The 19252-nt window shown below is 54.7% G+C and carries 15 protein-coding genes; 2 read left to right on the top strand and 13 right to left on the bottom strand.

The genetic code is table 11. From position 1 onward, the window contains the following. Positions 1 to 14 precede the first annotated feature (14 nt). The 13 genes from iolB to QMO62_RS09645 all read right to left on the bottom strand — a co-directional run bounded on the left by iolB (position 15) and on the right by QMO62_RS09645 (position 17151). Entirely contained in the window at positions 15 to 851 is an 837-nt protein-coding gene (gene iolB, locus QMO62_RS09585; RefSeq protein ID WP_284640646.1) for a 5-deoxy-glucuronate isomerase, read from the bottom strand. 16 nt (positions 852 to 867) lie between these two features. Beyond that, a complete protein-coding gene (gene iolG, locus QMO62_RS09590; protein WP_284640648.1) occupies positions 868 to 1881 on the bottom strand; it encodes an inositol 2-dehydrogenase in 1014 nt (337 codons plus the stop codon). A 12-nt stretch (positions 1882 to 1893) separates the two neighbouring features. After that, positions 1894 to 2775, bottom strand: a complete 882-nt coding sequence (gene iolE, locus QMO62_RS09595) for a myo-inosose-2 dehydratase (RefSeq protein ID WP_372516665.1) — start codon at positions 2773 to 2775, stop codon at positions 1894 to 1896. 34 nt (positions 2776 to 2809) lie between these two features. Next, the gene (iolD, locus tag QMO62_RS09600) at positions 2810 to 4675 is read right to left on the bottom strand and encodes a 3D-(3,5/4)-trihydroxycyclohexane-1,2-dione acylhydrolase (decyclizing) (RefSeq protein WP_284640653.1); all 1866 of its coding nucleotides are present in this window, start codon (positions 4673 to 4675) and stop codon (positions 2810 to 2812) included. 399 nt (positions 4676 to 5074) lie between these two features. Then, a complete protein-coding gene (locus tag QMO62_RS09605) occupies positions 5075 to 6538 on the bottom strand; it encodes a PAS domain-containing sensor histidine kinase (RefSeq protein ID WP_284644906.1) in 1464 nt (487 codons plus the stop codon). Positions 6539 to 6749: 211 nt separating this feature from the next. Further along, positions 6750 to 7760: a LacI family DNA-binding transcriptional regulator gene (locus QMO62_RS09610; protein WP_284640654.1), complete on the bottom strand. Its 1011-nt coding sequence runs from the start codon at positions 7758 to 7760 to the stop codon at positions 6750 to 6752. A 106-nt stretch (positions 7761 to 7866) separates the two neighbouring features. Continuing rightward, positions 7867 to 10524, bottom strand: a complete 2658-nt coding sequence (locus tag QMO62_RS09615; RefSeq protein ID WP_284640656.1) for a DUF5054 domain-containing protein — start codon at positions 10522 to 10524, stop codon at positions 7867 to 7869. A 30-nt stretch (positions 10525 to 10554) separates the two neighbouring features. Then, positions 10555 to 11373 (bottom strand): endonuclease/exonuclease/phosphatase family protein, encoded by an 819-nt coding sequence (locus QMO62_RS09620; RefSeq protein WP_284640657.1) that lies wholly within the window; start codon positions 11371 to 11373, stop codon positions 10555 to 10557. Further along, positions 11373 to 12677, bottom strand: a complete 1305-nt coding sequence (locus QMO62_RS09625; RefSeq protein WP_284640659.1) for a CehA/McbA family metallohydrolase — start codon at positions 12675 to 12677, stop codon at positions 11373 to 11375. Before QMO62_RS09625 ends, QMO62_RS09620 begins: the two co-directional genes overlap by 1 nt. Before the next feature lie 37 nt (positions 12678 to 12714). Next, positions 12715 to 13578 carry a carbohydrate ABC transporter permease gene (locus QMO62_RS09630; RefSeq protein WP_284640661.1) on the bottom strand — a complete coding sequence of 288 codons (864 nt, stop codon included), beginning with the start codon at positions 13576 to 13578 and terminating at the stop codon, positions 12715 to 12717. Between the two features lie 7 nt (positions 13579 to 13585). Next, positions 13586 to 14461 carry an ABC transporter permease subunit gene (locus QMO62_RS09635; RefSeq protein WP_284640663.1) on the bottom strand — a complete coding sequence of 292 codons (876 nt, stop codon included), beginning with the start codon at positions 14459 to 14461 and terminating at the stop codon, positions 13586 to 13588. 74 nt (positions 14462 to 14535) lie between these two features. Continuing rightward, complete coding sequence (locus QMO62_RS09640) at positions 14536 to 15963, bottom strand: extracellular solute-binding protein (RefSeq protein WP_284640665.1); 1428 nt, start codon at positions 15961 to 15963, stop codon at positions 14536 to 14538. 171 nt (positions 15964 to 16134) lie between these two features. Continuing rightward, complete coding sequence (locus tag QMO62_RS09645) at positions 16135 to 17151, bottom strand: LacI family DNA-binding transcriptional regulator (protein ID WP_284640667.1); 1017 nt, start codon at positions 17149 to 17151, stop codon at positions 16135 to 16137. A 394-nt stretch (positions 17152 to 17545) separates the two neighbouring features. On the opposite strand from QMO62_RS09645, the gene QMO62_RS09650 reads away from it, so the two are divergent. Both QMO62_RS09650 and QMO62_RS09655 read left to right on the top strand, forming a co-directional pair. Beyond that, positions 17546 to 18442 carry a peptidylprolyl isomerase gene (locus QMO62_RS09650; RefSeq protein ID WP_284640669.1) on the top strand — a complete coding sequence of 299 codons (897 nt, stop codon included), beginning with the start codon at positions 17546 to 17548 and terminating at the stop codon, positions 18440 to 18442. A 114-nt stretch (positions 18443 to 18556) separates the two neighbouring features. Next, positions 18557 to 19231: a GntR family transcriptional regulator gene (locus QMO62_RS09655; RefSeq protein WP_284640671.1), complete on the top strand. Its 675-nt coding sequence runs from the start codon at positions 18557 to 18559 to the stop codon at positions 19229 to 19231. Positions 19232 to 19252 lie beyond the last annotated feature (21 nt).

Raw genomic sequence — 19252 nt, forward strand, 5'->3', positions numbered from 1 at the left:
CTTTTCTCCTCCTCTTACGCTTGAGATTCCTTCTTCCACTCCTCAAAAATCCATTCATGCTCCGGATCATTGGTGAACTTCCATGTCCGTGTCGGACCCGCCATGACATTCAGATAGTAAACCTCGTAGCCCGGAGGCGCCGCAACCGGATGGTATCCTCTCGGGACAAGCACCGCGTCGCCGTCCTTCACCACCAGCGTTTCGTCCAGCGACCGGTCGTCGGTATACACCCGCTGTATGGCAAAGCCGTGGGACGGCTCCACTCTATGGTAGTACGTCTCCTCTAGGTACGATTCCTCCGGCAAGCGATTCTCATCGTGCTTGTGCGGCGGATAGCTCGACCAGTGCCCGTTCGGTGTGAACACCTCGACCAGCAGCAGGCTGTCCGCCGGCTGCCCCTCGGGCAGAATCTGGTGGATCAACCGCTCCGCACTGCCCTTGCCGCGAATTTCCACCTGGACGTCCTCCGGACGGATCAGCCTTGCCGGGCAGTTCCCCTTACCGGGTGCGGTGCAAACCGCCAGCTCCAGCTCTGTTAGCGCCTCCACCTCAAACCGGTCGCCCGAAGGCACGTACACGGTAAAGGGCGGCGTTTTCTCAAACACGCCCATACGCTGACCGATGTCCTGAAACTTCTCTTGGCTTGTGCTCACATGTGCCCGACCGGAGAGCAGCACCAAGCCGTATTCCAGCGATAAGGTCTCCCGCTCCAGCCGTTCCCCGGCCTGAAGCCGGTACACCTCAAAGCCTACATAAGTCCAGCCTGCCGACTCGGGCGTAATTCGCAGCACATTGCCTTCCGCGCCGGGAACGGCAGCTTGCTTCACGATCAGTTCCGATCGATTTCCCATGATGGTCCCGCCTCCCTTATACGACTTCTTCCAGCTTGACGGCCCGGCCTTCCAGAAGCGACTGCTTCGCCGCATAGGCGATCCGCTCGGCTTGCAAGGCATCGTAGCCGCTTACCGGTACGGTGACTTGATTCAGAATGCAATCGATAAACTGCTTCGTTTCATCGATATAAGAGTCATGATAACGCTCCAGGAAAAAATATTTCGGATTATCGCGGTACACCGAATCCTTCGTGCTGATGATCGCCGTGTTCGGGTAATCGTTATCCGCCGCAATGCTGCCCTCCGAGCCGAACACCTCAACGCGCTGATCGTAGCCGTACACGGCCTGCCTGCTGTTATCGATCACGCCGAGAGCTCCGTTAGCGAATTTCAGCGTAATGACCGCCGTATCGATATCGCCGAGCTCCCCGATCTCCGGATCGACCAGCACGGCCCCTTGGGCATATACCTCCACGACCTCGCTCCCGGACAAGTAACGGGCCATGTCGAAATCGTGAATCGCCATATCCATGAACAGTCCGCCGGATACTTTGATGTACTCCTTATTCGGCGGAGCCGGGTCGCGGGACGTAATTTTGATCAAATGCGGCGAGCCCAGGCTGCCGGACTGCACATGCTCCCGTACCCTTTTGAAATTATGGTCGAAGCGCCGGTTAAATCCGGTTTGGAGGCATACTCCTGCCTGCTCGACCGCTTGGAGTGCCTCCTGCGTCTGACGATAGTCGAGACTGATCGGCTTTTCGCAGAAAATATGCTTGCCCGCTTCAGCAGCCTCCTTGATAAAAGGAACATGCGTATTCGTAGAGGAACATATAAAGACCGCTTGAATATCGGGGTGCCCGATAATGCTTTGATAATCATTGCTGACTTCGGAGATGCCGAGCCCTTGCGCCCAGGCTTGGAGCTCCTCCGTTACGTATACGTCCGATATGGCCCGAATGCTGACTCCGGGATGCTTGCTCAAATGTTCAGCATGCAGGCGGCCGATTCTGCCCGCTCCGATGATGCCGATCTGTACCTTGCTCATTCTTCTCCCCCTCTACTGTGCCGTTATGCCGGCCAGGTACTCCCTTGCTTTCCGCGCATATTCCACAGGGTTCGCCACCTGCGGATCCTGCTCCGCCTCGATAATCATCCAGCCCTCGTACCCCCGCTCCTTCAGCTCCGCAAAAATAGGGGCAAAATCGATACAGCCGTCTCCCGGCACGGTGAACACGCCTTGTCTCACGGCCTCGCGGAAGCGGAGCCCGGACGCTCTTTTGGCCTCCAGCACCTCTTGGCGAATATCCTTAAGATGGATATAAGGGATGCGATCGTAGTATTTGCGCAGAATATCCAGCGGATCGCTGCCGCCGAAATAGGCGTGGCCCGTATCGTACAGCATATGGACGAGGTCCGGATCCGTCGACTCCATTAGGCGTTGTATTTCATCACCGCTCTCTACTACGGTTTCGCCATGATAGTGATACACCAGCTTCATGCCGAGCTCCTTGCAGTACCGTCCCGCCTCGTGCAAGCCATCAACCATGTGCTTCCATTGGTCGTCATTCAGCGGCTCCACGCGGACCGTGTTTTTCGTAAGATCCTCAAACGCATTTCCCGTTTCGCAGGTAACGACGTAGCCGCAGCCCATCGCTTTCAAAAAATCGGCGTGTGCCCGAAAGGCCACCAGTTCCTCCGCCCTGCGCGACGGGTCGCTGAAATGAACGGATTTCCATTGGGAGGTAAGCGCCATGTTGTAGCCGGAGAGCAGCTTCTGCAGTGCGGACGGATCCCTCGGGAATTTTCGGCAAAACTCCGTTCCCTCGAAGCCGAGCGCAGACATGTCCGCCAGCACCTCCTCGGCCGTGTAATGGTCGCCCATCTCCAATATGTCCTCATTCACCCAGTTGATTGCCGAGATGCCGTACTTCACCTTCATGTTCATCCCTCCGGAGATAAGTGAATTTGTCAGTTTACCATTTCCTTGCGGTGGAAAGCTTGTTCTGCAGCTCCGTATACGCTACCCGTACCTTCGGCTGCTCCGATACCTCGGCTACGCCGACATGCCACCAAGAATCGTAGCCTCCGGTATTCGTTCCGGGAACGACCTTGATATCAATCAGCGCGGATACGGGATCCCGCTTCGCCTGCTCCAGCGCGGATCGCAGCTCTTCAACGGTCGTGGCGCGATACGATCTTGCCCCGAGACTGCGGGCATGGGCCGCGAAATCAATGGCGAGGTAATCGCCGGTCAGCTGCCCCGAGGATTCGCTGCGCGAGCGGAATTCGTTGCCGAAGCCGTCGCTGCCATGCCCCCGCTGCAGATTATGAATGCACTGGAAGCCGTGATTGTCGAGCAGCAGCACGGTGATCTTACGTCCTTCCTGCAGGCTGGTGATCAGCTCCGAGTGAAGCATCAGATAGCTTCCGTCCCCGACGAGAGCGTACACCTCCCGATCCGGCTCGGCCAGCTTGACGCCGAAGGCGCCAGACACTTCATACCCCATACAGGAGAAGCCGTATTCCATGTGATAGGTTTTCGGCTCCGTCGTTCTCCACACCCGGTGAAGATCTCCGGGCAGACTTCCCGCCGCACAGACGATGACATCCCGCTCCCCGATACAATCGTTGATCTCGCCCAGCACTCTTGTCTGTGACAATCCTGCAGGGTGCTCCGCTTGATACAGCCGGTCCACCTCGTCGTCCCATTGCTGCTTAAGCTGCGCAAGGCTTTCCGGCTGGTAGTCCGAACGATAGCCTGCGGCCTCCAGCGCCTGCTGGAGCTCGCGGAGCGCTTCTCTGGCGTCGGCCACCAGCCCGGCTCCTTCCGTTTTGTACGTGTCGAACGTGCTTATATTGATGTTCACGAAGGCTACCTCCGGATTGCGGAACGCTGTCTTCGACGCCGTGGAGAAATCCGACAGCCGCGTGCCGACCGCAATCACCACATCCGCCTCCGCCGCCAGCCGGTTTGCCGACAGCGTTCCTGTCACACCCACGCCCCCGAAGCTAAGCGGATGCCGCCACGATACGGCGCTTTTGCCGGCCTGCGTCTCGGTCATAGGGATCTGGAAGGCTTCCGCAAACCGCCTTGCTTCCTCCGTTGCCAGCGAGTAGTGCACCCCGCCTCCCAGCACGAGCAGCGGCTTCTTCTTCCCACGAATAAGCTTCGCCGCTCTCTTCACCGCCGCTTCCGCCGGCTGCTTGCGATCGAGATGATGCACCCGCTTGGCGAAGAACGCTTCAGGGTAATCATAGGCTTCGCACTGCACATCCTGCGGAAGGCAAAGCGTCACCGCCCCCGTCTCGGCAGGGTCGGTCAAGACGCGCATCGCTTGAATCGCCGAAGTCATCAGCTGCTCCGGCCGCATAATCCGGTCCCAGAATTTGCTTACCGGCTTGAAGGCATCGTTCGCCGTGACGGTGTAGTCCAGCGGATATTCGATCTGCTGCAGCACCGGATCGGGCTGCCGGCTCGCGAAGATATCCCCCGGCAGCAGCAGCACGGGAATCCGGTTCACCGAGGCAACTCCTGCCGCCGTTACCATGTTCAGAGCGCCGGGGCCGATGGACGTAGTGCAGGCGTATGCCTGCAGCCGGTTCTTCTGCTTGGCGTAAGCAATGGCGGCATGCGCCATGCCCTGCTCATTTTTCCCTTGAATGAAAGCGATCTCATTTCGCTGCTGCTCCAAGGCCTGCCCGATGCCGGTCACATTCCCGTGACCGAAAATTCCCATCACCCCTTGGATAAACTTATACTCCACCCCGTCAAGCTCCACATACTGCTGTGACAGAAACTTCAGCAACGCTTGGGCCATCGTTAAACGAACCGTTTTCATGACGACACTCCCCGATATTAAATTAAGCGCTTTACTCTATCATATTCACTGTATTATCAATGTAGTATGATAATTTCGGAGCTAATAAGGAACAATTAATGGTTAAGCGCTTACCCTTGAGTTAAAGTATACCAGCCTCCCATTGATTGTCAATCCCCCATCTGCTGATAAAACGAAAAATATAGACAGTAAATGTTTAATGAACTAGTTGTTTCTTGGTCGAATCATCACGCCGCTTCGCAGTTAACAGCTTCCTTAGACCTTTCTTCGGCTTCGACACCCTAATCAGCCAGTTGGAGGATATGTAACAGAAGGCCGTGTCTGGGACTGATCCCGAACACGGCCTTCTTGGGCCATCCATCGAAGCTTACAAAGCTTGCGCATCGCTAATGATTCGAATTATGGCAGCGTAGGGAACGACAGGACGAATCGGGTGCCGCGCCCCAGTTTGCTTTCTACTTTGATTTCCCCCTCCATCGCTTTAAAGATGCTGAAGGCGACCATCGTGCCAAGGCCCGTCCCTTTGTCCTTCGTTGTATAATACGGCGTCCCCAGCTTTTTGAGTTGTTCTTCGTCCATTCCTTGGCCTGAATCCTCTATGGTCAAGACGGAATTACCGTCGATACGCTTCAACCGAATGGTAAGACTTCCCCCGGCAGGCGTCGCTTCGATCCCGTTTTTCATCACGTTAATCAGCGCTTGATGCAGCTTCTTGCCTTCTCCATACACGTAAAGCTCCTCTTCGGACGGGTCGAGCTCGACCGCGATGTTTTCCATGCTGGCGAAGGGCAAAATCACCTGCACGATATGCCGCAGCTCGGTGTTTAGCTCAAGACGCTCGTAATGCTCGAGTGCCGGTTTTGCGAAAGTCAAATAATCCGTAATGATGCGCTCCGCCCGATCGAGCTCCTCTAAGCTTAAATCGAAGTATTGCCGGCGTTTCTCTTCGTTCAACGTCGAATCCTTTAGAATTTGCATGAATCCTCTCGTCACTGTTAGCGGGTTTCTAACCTCGTGTGAGATGCTGGCCGCCAGCTGACTGACCGTCTTCAAATGCTCCAGCTCTCGAAGCTCTTGCTCAACGGCCTGCTCAAGCTCGATTCGCTTGAGCTGCTCCTCTAGGAACTTCCGCTTCGTAATGTCCCTAAGATGAACGGCCCAATAGCGGACGAGTCCAACCCGGTCGCGAACCGGCGTCAGCGTCAGCAGCATCTGAAACTCCCTGCCTTGATCGGTCATGCGGATTGTTTCCATCGTCGCCTCGTCATCGCCCCCTCCGGCGAATACCCGTGTGACGAAGTCTTTCATCTGAGGTACGAGATACGGCGGGATCGAAGGACACTTAAGAATATGGAACCCCTCGAGTTGATCCTTCCGCCAGCCCAGCAACTTGGAAAACGAGGCGTTCGCCAATGCGATCGTCGCATTCTGACTCAGCACCAAGATCGGATCGCTATGGCTTTCGATGAACGATGCGCCGATGGCGTCGAGGGCTGTTCCCATTCGGGGTTCATACTCACGCGCATCCCCCAGCGTTAGATAGACTGTAACCCCGGTCGTCCGTCCTTCGGTGAAATGTGGTACAAGCCGCGCCCGCACCTCCTTGAACCTGCCTCTGCTCCCATTGCCGATCTCCATCTCGAATGATCGCGCTTCCCCTCGCTCGACCGCCTCTTGGAAGTAATAATGAAACATTTCCAACTCGTCGGAGCGCAGCGTTTGAAGGTAATGAGTCCGTCCCGCTGTTGGTTGCGTTCCGTCCAGCAGCCCGTACGCCGTTAGGTTCGCGTAGGCTATATATCCTTCCGCGTCCATCACGAACACTGCATCCGGATGCCGTTCGAATAAGATGTCGTAACTCACATTCAAAGCTATTCCCCCCGACAAGTTGTCCACCTGTGTAATTTGTAAATTATATCACGTTTAAAGAAGGGTTATCAAAATCCTGAGTCAGTGTTGAATTATCCAGAGTACCGGCTGAAAAATGCGAATTCTGATTTAATCTGAGTAGGGAAGCCCTATCGCACAAAAACAAACCCCTCATCTACAGTGATGAGGGGCTTACGTCTGTAACCTACGGCTTCTTTGGAGGCGCCGTCGAGCCGCGTACCACCAGGTCCGGCATCAGCACGACCCGCTGGCGCGGGACCTGCTCCCCGCGAATTTCCTGAAGCAGCAGGTCCACCGCCTGCTTCCCGATCTCCTGGATCGGCTGGGCCACCGTAGTGAGCGGCGGGTCGATGATGGAGGCAAGTATCGTATTGTCGAAGCCTACGACCGATAAGTCCTCCGGCACACGCATGCCGCGTTCCCGGGCAGCCTGGATGGCGCCGATCGCCAGAATATCGTTGCAGGCGAACACCGCAGTAGGCGGCTCCTCCGAGCCCAGCAGCTCATGCATGGCGGCCTTGCCGCTCTCGACCGTGAAGCCGCCGACTGCCTCGAGACCGCACTCCTGCGTTAGTCCTTCGTCCAGCATCGCCTGCTTGCAGCCCCGCATCCGCTCCCGGCTGCTCGTATCGTTCAGATCCTCGGCCATGACGGCGATCCGGCGATGTCCTTGAGCGGTCAGGTGGCTCCCCGCCTGATAGCCTCCCAAATAATCGTCGACCATAACCGCAGGCACTGCGAAGGAAGGCATCTCCCGGGCAATCATCGTTAGCGGGATATGATCCTTCACCATGCTTTTGAGATAGGTGTCTTTCTTCGTACGGGAGGCGATCACGATGCCATCCACCCGCTTCTGCATCAGCACCGAAAAATATTTGTCTTCCTTCTCCGGATCGTTGTCGGTGCTGCAAATAAGCACATGGAACCCAAGCTCCCGGCCCCGGTCCTCCACAGCCCTGGCAATTTCGGCGAAGTAGGGATTCGCCAGATCGGGGAGCGTCAAGCCGATCGTATAAGTGTTTTTGCCCGACAGCGCCGAGGCAACCATGCTGGGCTGGTATTTTAACTCCTCCATCACGTTCAGCACATGCTTGCGCGTTTTCTCACTGATTCGTCCGGTTCCGTTAATGACCTTCGATACAGTCGCAATGGACACCCCGGCTTTGGAGGCTACATCGTAAATAGTCGTCTTCACTGCTTTCGTTTCCTTCCCCTGCATCGTATAATCCTGTTATGTTTTCTATCATACGACATAACCAAAGACCCCGCAAACCCAATAGCATGGATTTGCGGGGTACGACTCAGTACCGAATTCGCAGGGTATGCACCTCGAACGGGCCGGAGGTCAGCGTTACCTGCCGATAGCTCGAACCCGGAACGTCCTCCAGCACCAGCTCCTCCTCGTCATATTCAAGCAGACCGGTGCGGCTGCTCCCTTTCACATAACCCGGGAGGATGACGGTCAATTCGCGTCTTGTCCCCGTCCAGTCCCGAAGCCGAAGAATAAACCCGTTCCCGTCTTCCGCCGGCTTGAAGCAGGTGACGGAGGCCCCCTCGATGCCCTCCGGCAGCAGCTCCATGTCAGCCGCCGTTTCGTTCCCATCAGCAGCTACCGGGATAGCAAGCGCAGGCGCCATTGTCCGCTCCGCCTGCCTCCACACCTCAGCGTCCGACCAGCTTCCAGCGTGAGGAACAAGACGGTAGCGGAAACGATGGTCGCCCCCGGTCCATTGAGGGAAGTTCGTCCCCCACCAATTGTTGAACAGATTGAAGTGCAGCTCCGGCTTCTCCGGCTTGTAGTCATGCTCGAAGTCCCACATTCCGTTTTTCCCAATGAAGAGAAGCGGTGTGTCCAGCGGGATGACCGCCATACCTGCCTCACCCGCTCCGTCAGTCACATCGACGAAATATTCGCAGCAGTGGAGCAGTGTGCTCGAGGAAGGGACAATGTCGCGCATCGGATCGATTAGGCTGCCCATTTTATTCACCCGGTACTGCGCCTGATCCAGCTTCAGCGGCAGAACAAGGCTTCCGGACTCCGCCTTCGGCGTTTCCTGCTTACCCTCGAGCCGGAGCTCCATATCCAGGAAAGCCTGCTTCGCCTTCAAGCTAATCGTCCATAAAATGTGCTCAGCGTTGCCGTATTCCCCTACGGATTGCGAATCTCCCGCTGCGATGCATTCTATTTTTACGCGATCGGCCTCATGAATCAAGCGCACCTCCGGCACCGATGTTGTGGAGGATAATCTCTTTTGCTGCTCGGGATAGCCGGTTTTGCCGAAATCGTGGACTCCCCAGTCATAAAACCTGTATGCATATTTCTTCAGATAACGGGTCATGTCCTCGCTCGAATACACGTTATATTCATACTGGCCGAAACCGTAATCCGCTTCCGAACGGACGAATTCCTTGGCCAGCCGTTTATCCCAAAGGCTCGTGATCCACCCGGTTCGCCGCGATACCGCGACCCGAAGAAACTCGTTCTCCATGACCGCTTCCTCTTCATGCCAATCCCCTGCCGTCTCCCGTCCGACCGACGGAGCGATCGAGCCCGCCTCGGCCGTCGCCGCCGCTTCCAAGGTATGCTCCGCGGCTACCAGAGTTTTGTATCCGAGCGCCGGAAGGTTCTTCACCTCAGCCCATACCCCTTGATCATCCTGACGAAGCGGCACCTTCTCTCCCGTCGCAGCATCCACCAGGGACTGCTCAGCAGCCTTATGCGGCAGCAGCACCTCCGCATCGCGAGTCCACCCCAAATAGTTGTATACCCGATACGCAGGAGTCTCCTCCCCAGCTCCAGTGCTCATTAGCCGTACCGCCTCGGTTAACGCCGCCTCAGCCGTATGGAGATATTCCCGCTGCTCCTGCCACGATTGCTCCATCCGCAGCACTCGTTCGCTGCGCTTATCCTCCAGAAACTCCTTCTTCTCATATCGCCTTGGGAATAGAAACGTCTTGCAATCCATCCCCCAAGTGTGCTCTCCGAATAAAAGGGTTCGTTCGTAGCTTTGATCCAGCAGCCGCTTGACTCGAACCGTATCGACGGAGCTTTCCCCTCGAATTTTCTCCATAGCAAGCACGCTTTCCGCCGCCGCTATGCGGCTCCGCAGCTCCCTGACCTGCGACACCTCGCGCGGTGCCGTGCCGACGCCATGGATCCAGGAATCGGCCAAATCTCCGCGGATCACCGGCAGCTCCGGACCGCCCGCCAAGAAGTCCTCCGCAAAGTCATGCAGGCTGCCGATATGGAGCTCCGCCTCGATGCCGCGCTCCGCGAGGACCGCTTTCATCTCTTGGATGACGGCAGGCTCATGGGGGCCGTGGTTATCGTTAGTTTGAATCATCGCCAGCCAGACCGGGTGCTCCCACTCCTCCGGGGGCACAATGCCGGTACCGTAGCCTCCCTTGGAATAAAAGGTCAGCAGTCTTGCTCCGTCAGGCCCCTCCCAGAAGAAGACGGAAGGAACATCCGGAGGCGTGGAGGCGCCGTTGCAGCCCAGATGCAGCATGCGGACGCCTGCCTTGACCAGCAAGGAGGGCACCGACCAGGTGTGCCCCGGAACATCCGTCATTTTCGCATCCTTAGGGACATACCCGTACTGCTCGGACAGCCGCCTGGATACATACATCCCCCGAATCCATTCCTCAAGGCCGCAAAACTCCGTATGAGTGGTAAACGGCAGCAGATGCCAGATCAGCTGACGCCTTTCGATGAAGCTTACCGCCTTCTGCCGCTCTGCCTCCGCGCTGCCCTCAAGCGATTGCTGCAGCGGCCACGAGGACATTGTCCAAACATACTGCTCCCCCTCCGGATTCCCGGATGTCTGTTCACAGATCGAATTGACCTCCTTCAGCATCTCCGACCGGTACTGCTCAACGACCTCAGAAACCAATCCCGTAAACCCGATGTCAAAATGGGTCTTGAACACCACATATATTTTCTTCAGCTCCTGCGCCATCGAACCGTCCCCTTCCCTAAAGCTTCGCTGCTAATCGGATTCCTCTCGGTGCTCTTCTTTCGTCCCCACCCGCGCTATGACCGGATAATGATCGGAAGGGAAGCCTCCATCCACCTCACGGCGGTCGATCAGAACCTCATATACCAACACGTCGGGCGAGACAAAAATATAATCAATCGGCATCCCCGCAGAGCCGCCTTGAAAGCTGTGGGCCGTCAATCCGATCTCCTCTTCGAGAATGCCGTACGCGTCCTGCAGCCACGATTGAATCCCACCGTGATCGAACTCCCCCCGCAGCAGGCGGATCGGCCAGTCCGTCGGATGGCTGTTGAAATCGCCAAGCAAAATGACAGGTGTCGGGTTCAACTCATACTCTCGAACGATAGCCTTTAGAATCATCAGTGACCCTTGGTTTCGCGCCTCCTGACCCAGATGATCCAAGTGGGTGTTAAACACAGTGATTACCTGCTCCGTACCCCTGTGTCTCCACCGACCCCAGGTACAGATTCTCGGCAGGCTGCTGTCCCAGCTTTTGGAGGCAGGAACATCGGGGGTTTCCGACAGCCAGAAGGTACCCTGCTCCATCAGCTCCAGCTGATCCTTCCGGTAAAAAATCGCGCAGTGCTCGTTTTCCTGCCCGCCATGACGTCCCGTACCTAGCCAGGCATACGGCTCCAGCCGCTCCTGCAGCTCCGCCAGCATATGGGCGTACCCTTCCTGCGTGCCGATAAAGAGCGGTTCATGCTCCCGCATCATATGTGCCAGACGCTCGATCCGGTAAGGCCATTGGTTCACACCGTCGTTCGGCGTATCATACCGTAAATTAAAGGACATGACCTTCCACTCCATTAGACCGACACCCCCTGAGCCTGAGCAAAATATACCGGATTCGTCACCGCAGCCAACAGCTCCGTACCTGCCTGAGGGAAGAAGCGCCAAACCTCCGCACGGACAAAGCTGCGCTCCTCCCCGCTGATCCGCAGCTCCAGCCCGCCCGCCGCTTCCGTGCTGCTTTCAATCTCTACTCCCCGTTCGCTGATGACCCGAATGCGGTCTCCCTCTTGTAAAGCCTGGAGTCCAATATGCACCTCGCGTTCGGCCGCATCCGCAGGGACCACGTCCCCCGTACGGTAAGGCCCGCATTGAAGCTCCGCAAACGGTCCGTCGGGCGCATAAGTGATCACCACATGCCCGCGATCGATCCCGCCGAGTACGCCTGCAACCGTTTTCGTTTCCGCCCATACCCAGGTACAAGGCATCGCATGTTTGATGTAAGGATCGGGGCGATGCACATCGCTGCCGCCAACGGCGACAAGGCGCCTGCCGGAAACCAGCTGCTCCTGCCACCAGGCTAGTGTCCTGGCGTTGCGTTCCGTCCAAGGACCGTTCCAAATTTCCACCCAGTCGTGATCTACAGCGAAATCCCATTCCCAAGGGCAAAAATCGCAATGGGGATGATTCAGGACGATTCGCGCTCCACGTTCCCGGGCCGTTCTCAGCTTCTCATGTACATCCGCCATCCCGGCTACCCGGAAATCGTCCATCGGGTCCGCCACGCCCAGGAAGTTGCTGTGCCCGAAGTTCGTCGTAAATTCCGTGCCGGGAATCATTAACACCTTCGTGTTCCTCGGATAAGCAACATTCTGGCTGCTTGTATTGTGATCGGTCATCGCGATAAAATCGCAGCCCAGCTCCTCCATGATCGCGGCATTTTCCTCAAGCGAATACGTGCCGTCACTATGAATGCTGTGGGTGTGCAGATCTCCCTTCAGCCAGCGGGGAGTTGCATACCTCCATTCAACCGTGACCGTCACCGTGCAGCCCTCGGGAGGAACCTTGTAGGCGTTATGGAGCACAGCCCACTCTCCGGCCGGAAGCTGTCCGGGCGTGTATCCGGGTGTCGCCTTCTCCAGACCGAGCCGGAACTCGGTCCTTGCGCCCCCGCTCCAGCCTCTCACCCGCTTCGGATCCCGCACGCCCAGATCGATGATCGCACGGGATGTCCCATGCGATTCCACCTCGTAGGCCACATGAATCTCTTCCACCTGCTCCGGCATATCGAAAGGGATTTCGATGTACCTGCTCTGCTCAGTCTGTTCAATCCTTCGTTTATAAACGGCGGAAGACCGCCGCTGCTCCACCTTAGCAGCCAATGGAATCTACCTCCCCGTATACCTGTATCCGCCGCTCTTATTCCTTGTTCGCACCGACGAAAATGCCTTTGACAAAATACTTCTGAACATAGGGATAAATGATCATGAGCGGCAGCAGTGCGATCACAATACCCGCCATTCGCACATTCGTAGTAATAATAAAATTGCTTGAAGTCGCGTCCGTATCGACAATCAGCGATTTAAGCGCAATCTGCAGCGTGTACTTGGCGTGATCGCTTATATATAGCAGCGCCGGAGTAAACTGATTCCACCGGCTGACGAATTCAAACAAAGTGACCGTGGCGAGCCCGCTGCTCGCAAGCGGCAAATACATGGTAAAGAAAATCCGGATGTCGCCCGCGCCGTCCATCCGTGCCGATTCCGCCATCTCGTAAGGCACACTGAGGAAAAAGTTTCTCATGAGCAGCACGCTGAAGCCCGACACAAGCCCGGATAAAATAAGCGCCGATAGCGTGTTTAAGAGCCCCAGCTCTTTATTCACGACATACAAGGGAATCATAATGGCTTCACCCGGCACCATCATGGTGAGCAGAATGCCGGAGACCATCAGCTTTTTCCCCGGAAGTCCTTGCTGCACAAGCACATACCCGGCCATCGAACACAGCAGGACGTGACCCAAGGTTCCGGCGATCGTGACGATGACGTTATTCGTAAAGGGCAAATACAGCTGCATGCGGTTCCATACCGTGGAAAAGCCCTCCGTGCTGAATTCCTTCGGCCACAGGACGATGCCCGGCTGCATGGAAGCGAAATTCGTGGAGAAGGCCAAGGCAATCGTATTCATAAACGGAATGATCATAGTGGAAATGAGCAGCAGCAGAAATACTGCGTTGATCGAATCAAAGGTCCGGCTTTGCCAGCTGTTGTACTTGAAATTCATGGTCCTCTCACCCCTCGTCGTAGCGGATGACCGCCCTGGTAACAAACGTAATGATCAGCGTCGCAGCAATGACAAGGAAACCGGCTGCCGTCGCCGTACCGACCTTGAACTCCAATATTCCTTTTTGATACGTGTACATCATAATGACATCCACCTTGTTGGCGATCGCACCGTTGCGCATAACGAAGATTTGGTCGAACATCCGAAGTATGCTCAGGACATTCAGCATGATGACAACCTTCATGGTGCTGATCAATTGCGGGATGGTCACAAAACGCACCTGCTGCCAGCGGTTCGCCCCGTCGATCCGCGCAGCCTCATACAAAGAGGGATTGATGGTCACGATAGAGGCCAAATACAAAATACAAGTAAAGCCCATTTCCTTCCAAGCGGCCGTAAGCACCATAATCGAGCGGGCATACGTTTCCGTAGACATAAAGCTGATCGGCCTCTCCGCTCCGAACAGCTTCATGATTTGGTTCACAATTCCCGTATCCGGCGACAGCATCAGAATCCACATGCCGCCGACCACGACCCAGGAGAACAGATGCGGCAGATAGACGACCATTTGTGTGACCTTTTTGAACCAGGTGGAGAACACCTCATTCAAGGATAGCGCCAGCACAATCGGCGTGATAAAGCTGAAGATCAGGATGCCGATCCCGATCACAAGCGTATTCTCGAACGCATGCCAGAAGGTCGGATCCTTCAGCACCGTCATATAATTTTCCAGACCGACGAAGGGCCTGTTACCGATCAGACGGAAATTTTGGAAGCTGATGATAAAGCCCCGCACAAGCGGATAATAGGAAAAGATGAAAAAATACGCCAGGATCGGCAGCATCATCAGATACAGCGTTTTATACTTGAGAACGGCTCTCATGGGCAGCCACCACCTTGTCGGTAAGGTAAGAGGGAGCAGGACAGGGTCGATACTCCCTCTTAGCGAACTCTTGATTAATCGATCAGCTTGGCGGCCTTCAGCTGCTCACGCATCTTCTTGACCGCTTCCGCCGCCGGCATTTGACCCTGAATGGCCTTGAAGGAATACTCGTTGATGATTTTCTCGGCATCGGCCCATTTGGGAGGCGTCAGCTCTAGCGTTGCGTATTTCATGACCAGCTCCTGCGCTTCCTGCACGCCCGGCAGCTTTCCGAACGGCTCCTTGACATTTTTGTTGTACCAGAACGGAACTCCGTGATCCATAGCGTGCTCTTTGCCGGTTTTGGTCAGCTCATACTTGCCGTCCTTCTCGGTATAATCCTGATCCTTGATCCCGAGGGAACCCAGAATAATGCCGTCCTTGGAATGCCACCATTCGATAAAGCTGAAGGCCGTCTTCGGGTTTGTAGCATTCACCGGGATGACCCATACGTCCGGGTCGCCGCGACGAAGCATGTAGTTTCCGTTCGGACCGACAGCTCCCGGCAAGCCCTTCGCTTGGAACGCCGTATTCGGATCCTGCTCCTTGCGGGTGTTGTTCAGCATACCGACCCATGCATCCCAGTACGTAATCATGCCGACCCGGTCCGTAAGGAACAGGTTGCGCATTTTTCCCGTATCGTTGGTCGCAAAGTTCGGGTCGAGAATGCCTTCCTTATAGAGCTTATTCAGCCACTCGTAGATCGGAATGGCGGCATCCGTCGAATAAGGAACGTCCAGCTTGCCGTCCTTCTCCACATACCGCTGCTTCAAGCCCGCCGCACTGAAGAAGCCTTGAAGCTCATACATGCCGGCGGTGCTTAAACCGAAGGTGTCCTTCTTGCCGTTCCCGTCAGGATCCTGTTCTGTGAAGGCCTTCAGCACCTTGTAGTAATCATCGAGCGTCTTAGGCTCCTCCAGATTCAGCTTCTTCAGCCAATCGGCACGGACGGTAGGCATGGTGCCGCCTTGAAACTTCGTGAACACACCGTAAATTTTGCCGTCCTTGGACTTCACCTGCTCCCACTCCTGCGCAGGAATGACGTTCGGATCGGAAAGCGTTTTGGAGCCTTTCACCTGATCGGTAAGCGGCGTCAGAATGCCCTGCTCAATGAACGTATTCATCTTCTCCTTGCTCACTTGAAGCAAGTCGAACTTTTCCCCGGAAGCAATCGCCGCCAGCAGCTTCTGATCATAATCGGAGGCGGGCTTGTCTAGCTTGACCTTAATCCCGGTAAGCCGCTCGATCTCCTTCTCGAATTGGGCGTTCTCTTCGGGGTTCTTTCCTCCGATGACGCCCGACATCATCCGCAGCTCTTTTTTCTCTTGGCTTTCTTGAGCCTTCGGTTCAGCCGGTTTATTCTGTGCTGTGTTCGCCCCGGAATCCGTGGAGCAGCCTGCAAGGATACCTCCGAGTAATGATAATGCCATAACGGAACCTGCCAGCCTTCTAGTTCTGGACATACTTATACCCTCCTTAAGGTTTGTACATAAGTGACCCGATTACTTGTATCAAGCATCCATTCTCACACCAAAGAATTCCCGCGCATGAACTTAGGCTCACCTCCTTAACAAAATATTAATAAAGCGCTTTCATTTATTCTGCGGGAAGCAGCCGCCGGTTTCCCATACCGCTTATGTCCCGCGAACACAGCATGATTCCCGGATGACCAGCTTCGTATCGATGATCAGCTGCCGGTTCACGCTCATGTCGTTCATTTTCTCGATCAGCAGTTTTGCGGCCTCCGTCCCTAGCAAATGAGCAGATAACTCAACGGAGGTCAGCTTGGGCGTCATTTCCTGAGCCAGCGTAGCGTCATTGCTGAGGGCAACGACGGACAAATCCTCCGGTACGTCCAGCCCCAGCTCTCTGGCTGCTCTAAGCACACCGAGAGCCACCCGGTCGGTGTCCGTAATTACGGCGGAATAGCTTAGGCTGCGATACGTTGTCATGATGGCGTTATATCCGTAATCCGGCGCGCTGGAGTAAAGCCTTCTGGAATAATTTAATACATATTCCTCCCGGAAAGGGACACCATATTTAGCGAAGGCTTGCGCCAGGCCATGCTTACGGTCATATGCCGCCGTCATATCCGCGAAGGCGTTCAGGAACAAGATCGACTTGTGTCCGTTCCCGAGCAAGTAATCACCGACCTGATAGGCAGCTTCCGTATTGTTGTTGTCCACATAGCTGATGGAGTCATCGATAGGGTCCGGCCTGCCTACAAGCACTAGGGGAATACCCATCTGGCCGTAACGCTCTACCCGAGGGTCATCCTTGCGCGGGTTCAGCATAATGACGCCGTCCACCGGATCAAGTGAGAATTGCGTAGGGTCGTCATGCTCCGGCAGCGTATCCAGCAGCACACGATAACCCTGCTTGGAGCACTCCTTAATAACGCCGTTAATCATTTGCGATTCAAACGCGGACATGGCGCCGTCTCTTGAAAGCGGCATCTTCAAACCGGCAATCATCGTCTTCTTATTGGCAAGACTCCGCGCCACATGATTCGGATAATAACCCAGCTCCTTGGCCACCGAGAGCACCCTCTGCGCTACCTCATGACTAATAGGTCTTTTTTTACTAAACACACTGGAAACCGTCCCCTTGGACACTCCCGCTTTCTTGGCGACATCGTTGATCGTAGCCACAAGCTCCCTCCTTCTCTAACCGGACCCAAATCATTAAACCGGTTTAATAACGGGCCAAATGAAAACCGGCGGATCGCTTCGTCAGCAATCATTAAACCGGTTTAATTACCTTATATTGACTATTATATCTAGCAATGTTTTGACTTACAACCCTTTTTTGTAAAATGAACGTGAATTTTAGGTAAACCGCTTACCCCTATTTACTTTATCTTAAAATTCGCCATGATTTGATACTCTTTTACATAATAAGAGAAAGACTTTCCTCCTTTAAACTAAAGCTCCAGAGAGCACTCAGCAAATTTTCAGCCTAAACTCATCTGTCCTTAAGGTTAAGCCCTCATAATGAAATAGCAGTGTCGCGAAGACATACTAATCTACAGGGGGACCCATACGAATGAATTCCATTAAATTACGCAATATATGGATGATCCTATCCATCCTATTATTTTTCAGCTTCCTCAGTTATATGTACGCCTTCCCTCCCACAAAGGGAAATCATGAGGCTGTCGCCAAGGTCAACGGAGTGGAAATCAGCAAGGATCAGCTGTATCAGGAGATTGTCGGCAGCAGCGGTAAGCAGGCGCTGGATAGTATGATCGACAAAGAGCTGATTCGTCAGGAAGCGGCAAAGGCGAGCATTCAAATTACGGACGCCGACATTGAGCAGGAGCTGGCAACGGTGAAGCAAGGCTTCCCTTCGGAGGAGGAATTCACACAAGCACTCGGCATGTACGGAATGACGCTCGATGGGCTGAAAAAGGAGCTTACGACCCAGGTTACGCTGCGAAAGCTGCTTGAGCCGCAAATTCAAATTACCGACGAGGACATCAAAAAATACTATGATGAGAATTTGGAAATGCTGAAAACGCCGGAGCAGGTACAAGCCTCTCATATCCTGGTCGCAACCAAAGAAGAAGCCGAGGCTGTGCTTGCCGAGCTGCAGAACGGTGCTGATTTTGCCAAATTGGCTCAAGAGAAATCCATCGATCCCGGTTCGAAGGAACAAGGCGGAGATCTGGGCTATTTCGCCAAGGGTGAAATGGAGGAGCCCTTCGAGCAGGTAGCCTTCTCGCTGGAAGCAGGCAAGCTGAGCGGAGTTGTAACGACCTCTCACGGAAGCCACATCATTAAGGTAACCGGCCACAAGGCTGAAGCCACGCCTGCGCTGGAGGAGAAAAAAGCCGATATCCAGAAGATTCTCACGAATGAGAAGATCTCGGCAATGGCCACCGAGTGGATCACTGAGAAGAAGAACGCCGCTTCCGTAGAAAACTATATTTCGAACACCTAAATATCCCAAGCTATTTCGACGTTGACTCGAAATAGCTTTTTCTTTTCGTTGTCTTACGCCACGGATGGTGCTATCATAATATGATACACGATATATGAAAAGGCGGGAAGCCCGATGCGGAAACCCAAAAGATCGGTCGTTACGGATGAAATTTATGAAATCATAAAGGAGCAAATCCTATCTCACAAGCTGGAGCCCGGCAGTAAGATTAATATTGACCAGCTGGCCCGTGAGCTGGAGGTATCGAATATCCCGATCCGCGAATCCCTCTCCAAGCTGATTGCGGAAGGGTTAGTCACAAGCGTCCCCTACAAGGGCATGTATGTGATGCACATGAGCCTGCAGGAGCTTGATGAGATCTTTGAGCTGCGGCGCACGCTGGAGCTGCTCGCCTTACAGAAGTCGCTAGCTGTCATAACTCGGGAACAGCTGGTTCTATTGCTCGAGCAATGGCGATCCGTCAGCTTTCCGGCGGAACAAGCGGTGGATGACATCCTGCTGCATGTGAATCAAATGAACGAACAAATCCATGGATTGTTTCTCGAGCATTGCAGGAATGAGTCGTTGAAAACCTTGGTGGAAAATTACATAGAGCGGATAGAGCGGTATTTGGAGCTGATACGGCCGAATATGCACCGGGATCTCCTCCTGGCCGAACAAGAGGAGCATTTGGGGATTCTGGCTGCTTTAGTCGATGGGAACCATCATTTAGCCCTTAAGCAGCTGGAACGTCATCTGATCAATGCTCATAACCGAACAAGAGAATTGTTTTTGGAAGTACAATCCTAACGGAGTACAAAGAGGTCAAGC

The organism is Paenibacillus silviterrae (assembly GCF_030167925.1).
GTDB lineage: Bacteria > Bacillota > Bacilli > Paenibacillales > NBRC-103111 > Paenibacillus_G > Paenibacillus_G silviterrae.

Excerpts from the sequence above, each read along its gene's own strand:
- iolB (WP_284640646.1), bottom strand. The coding sequence starts at position 851 with ATGGGAAATCGATCGGAACTGATCGTGAAGCAAGCTGCCGTTCCCGGC.
- iolG (WP_284640648.1), bottom strand. The coding sequence starts at position 1,881 with ATGAGCAAGGTACAGATCGGCATCATCGGAGCGGGCAGAATCGGCCGC.
- QMO62_RS09615 (WP_284640656.1), bottom strand. The coding sequence starts at position 10,524 with ATGGCGCAGGAGCTGAAGAAAATATATGTGGTGTTCAAGACCCATTTT.
- QMO62_RS09640 (WP_284640665.1), bottom strand. The coding sequence starts at position 15,963 with ATGTCCAGAACTAGAAGGCTGGCAGGTTCCGTTATGGCATTATCATTA.
- QMO62_RS09630 (WP_284640661.1), bottom strand. The coding sequence starts at position 13,578 with ATGAATTTCAAGTACAACAGCTGGCAAAGCCGGACCTTTGATTCGATC.
- iolE (WP_372516665.1), bottom strand. The coding sequence starts at position 2,775 with ATGAAGGTGAAGTACGGCATCTCGGCAATCAACTGGGTGAATGAGGAC.
- QMO62_RS09635 (WP_284640663.1), bottom strand. The coding sequence starts at position 14,461 with ATGAGAGCCGTTCTCAAGTATAAAACGCTGTATCTGATGATGCTGCCG.
- iolD (WP_284640653.1), bottom strand. The coding sequence starts at position 4,675 with ATGAAAACGGTTCGTTTAACGATGGCCCAAGCGTTGCTGAAGTTTCTG.
- QMO62_RS09650 (WP_284640669.1), top strand. The coding sequence starts at position 17,546 with ATGAATTCCATTAAATTACGCAATATATGGATGATCCTATCCATCCTA.
- QMO62_RS09655 (WP_284640671.1), top strand. The coding sequence starts at position 18,557 with ATGCGGAAACCCAAAAGATCGGTCGTTACGGATGAAATTTATGAAATC.
- QMO62_RS09620 (WP_284640657.1), bottom strand. The coding sequence starts at position 11,373 with ATGGAGTGGAAGGTCATGTCCTTTAATTTACGGTATGATACGCCGAAC.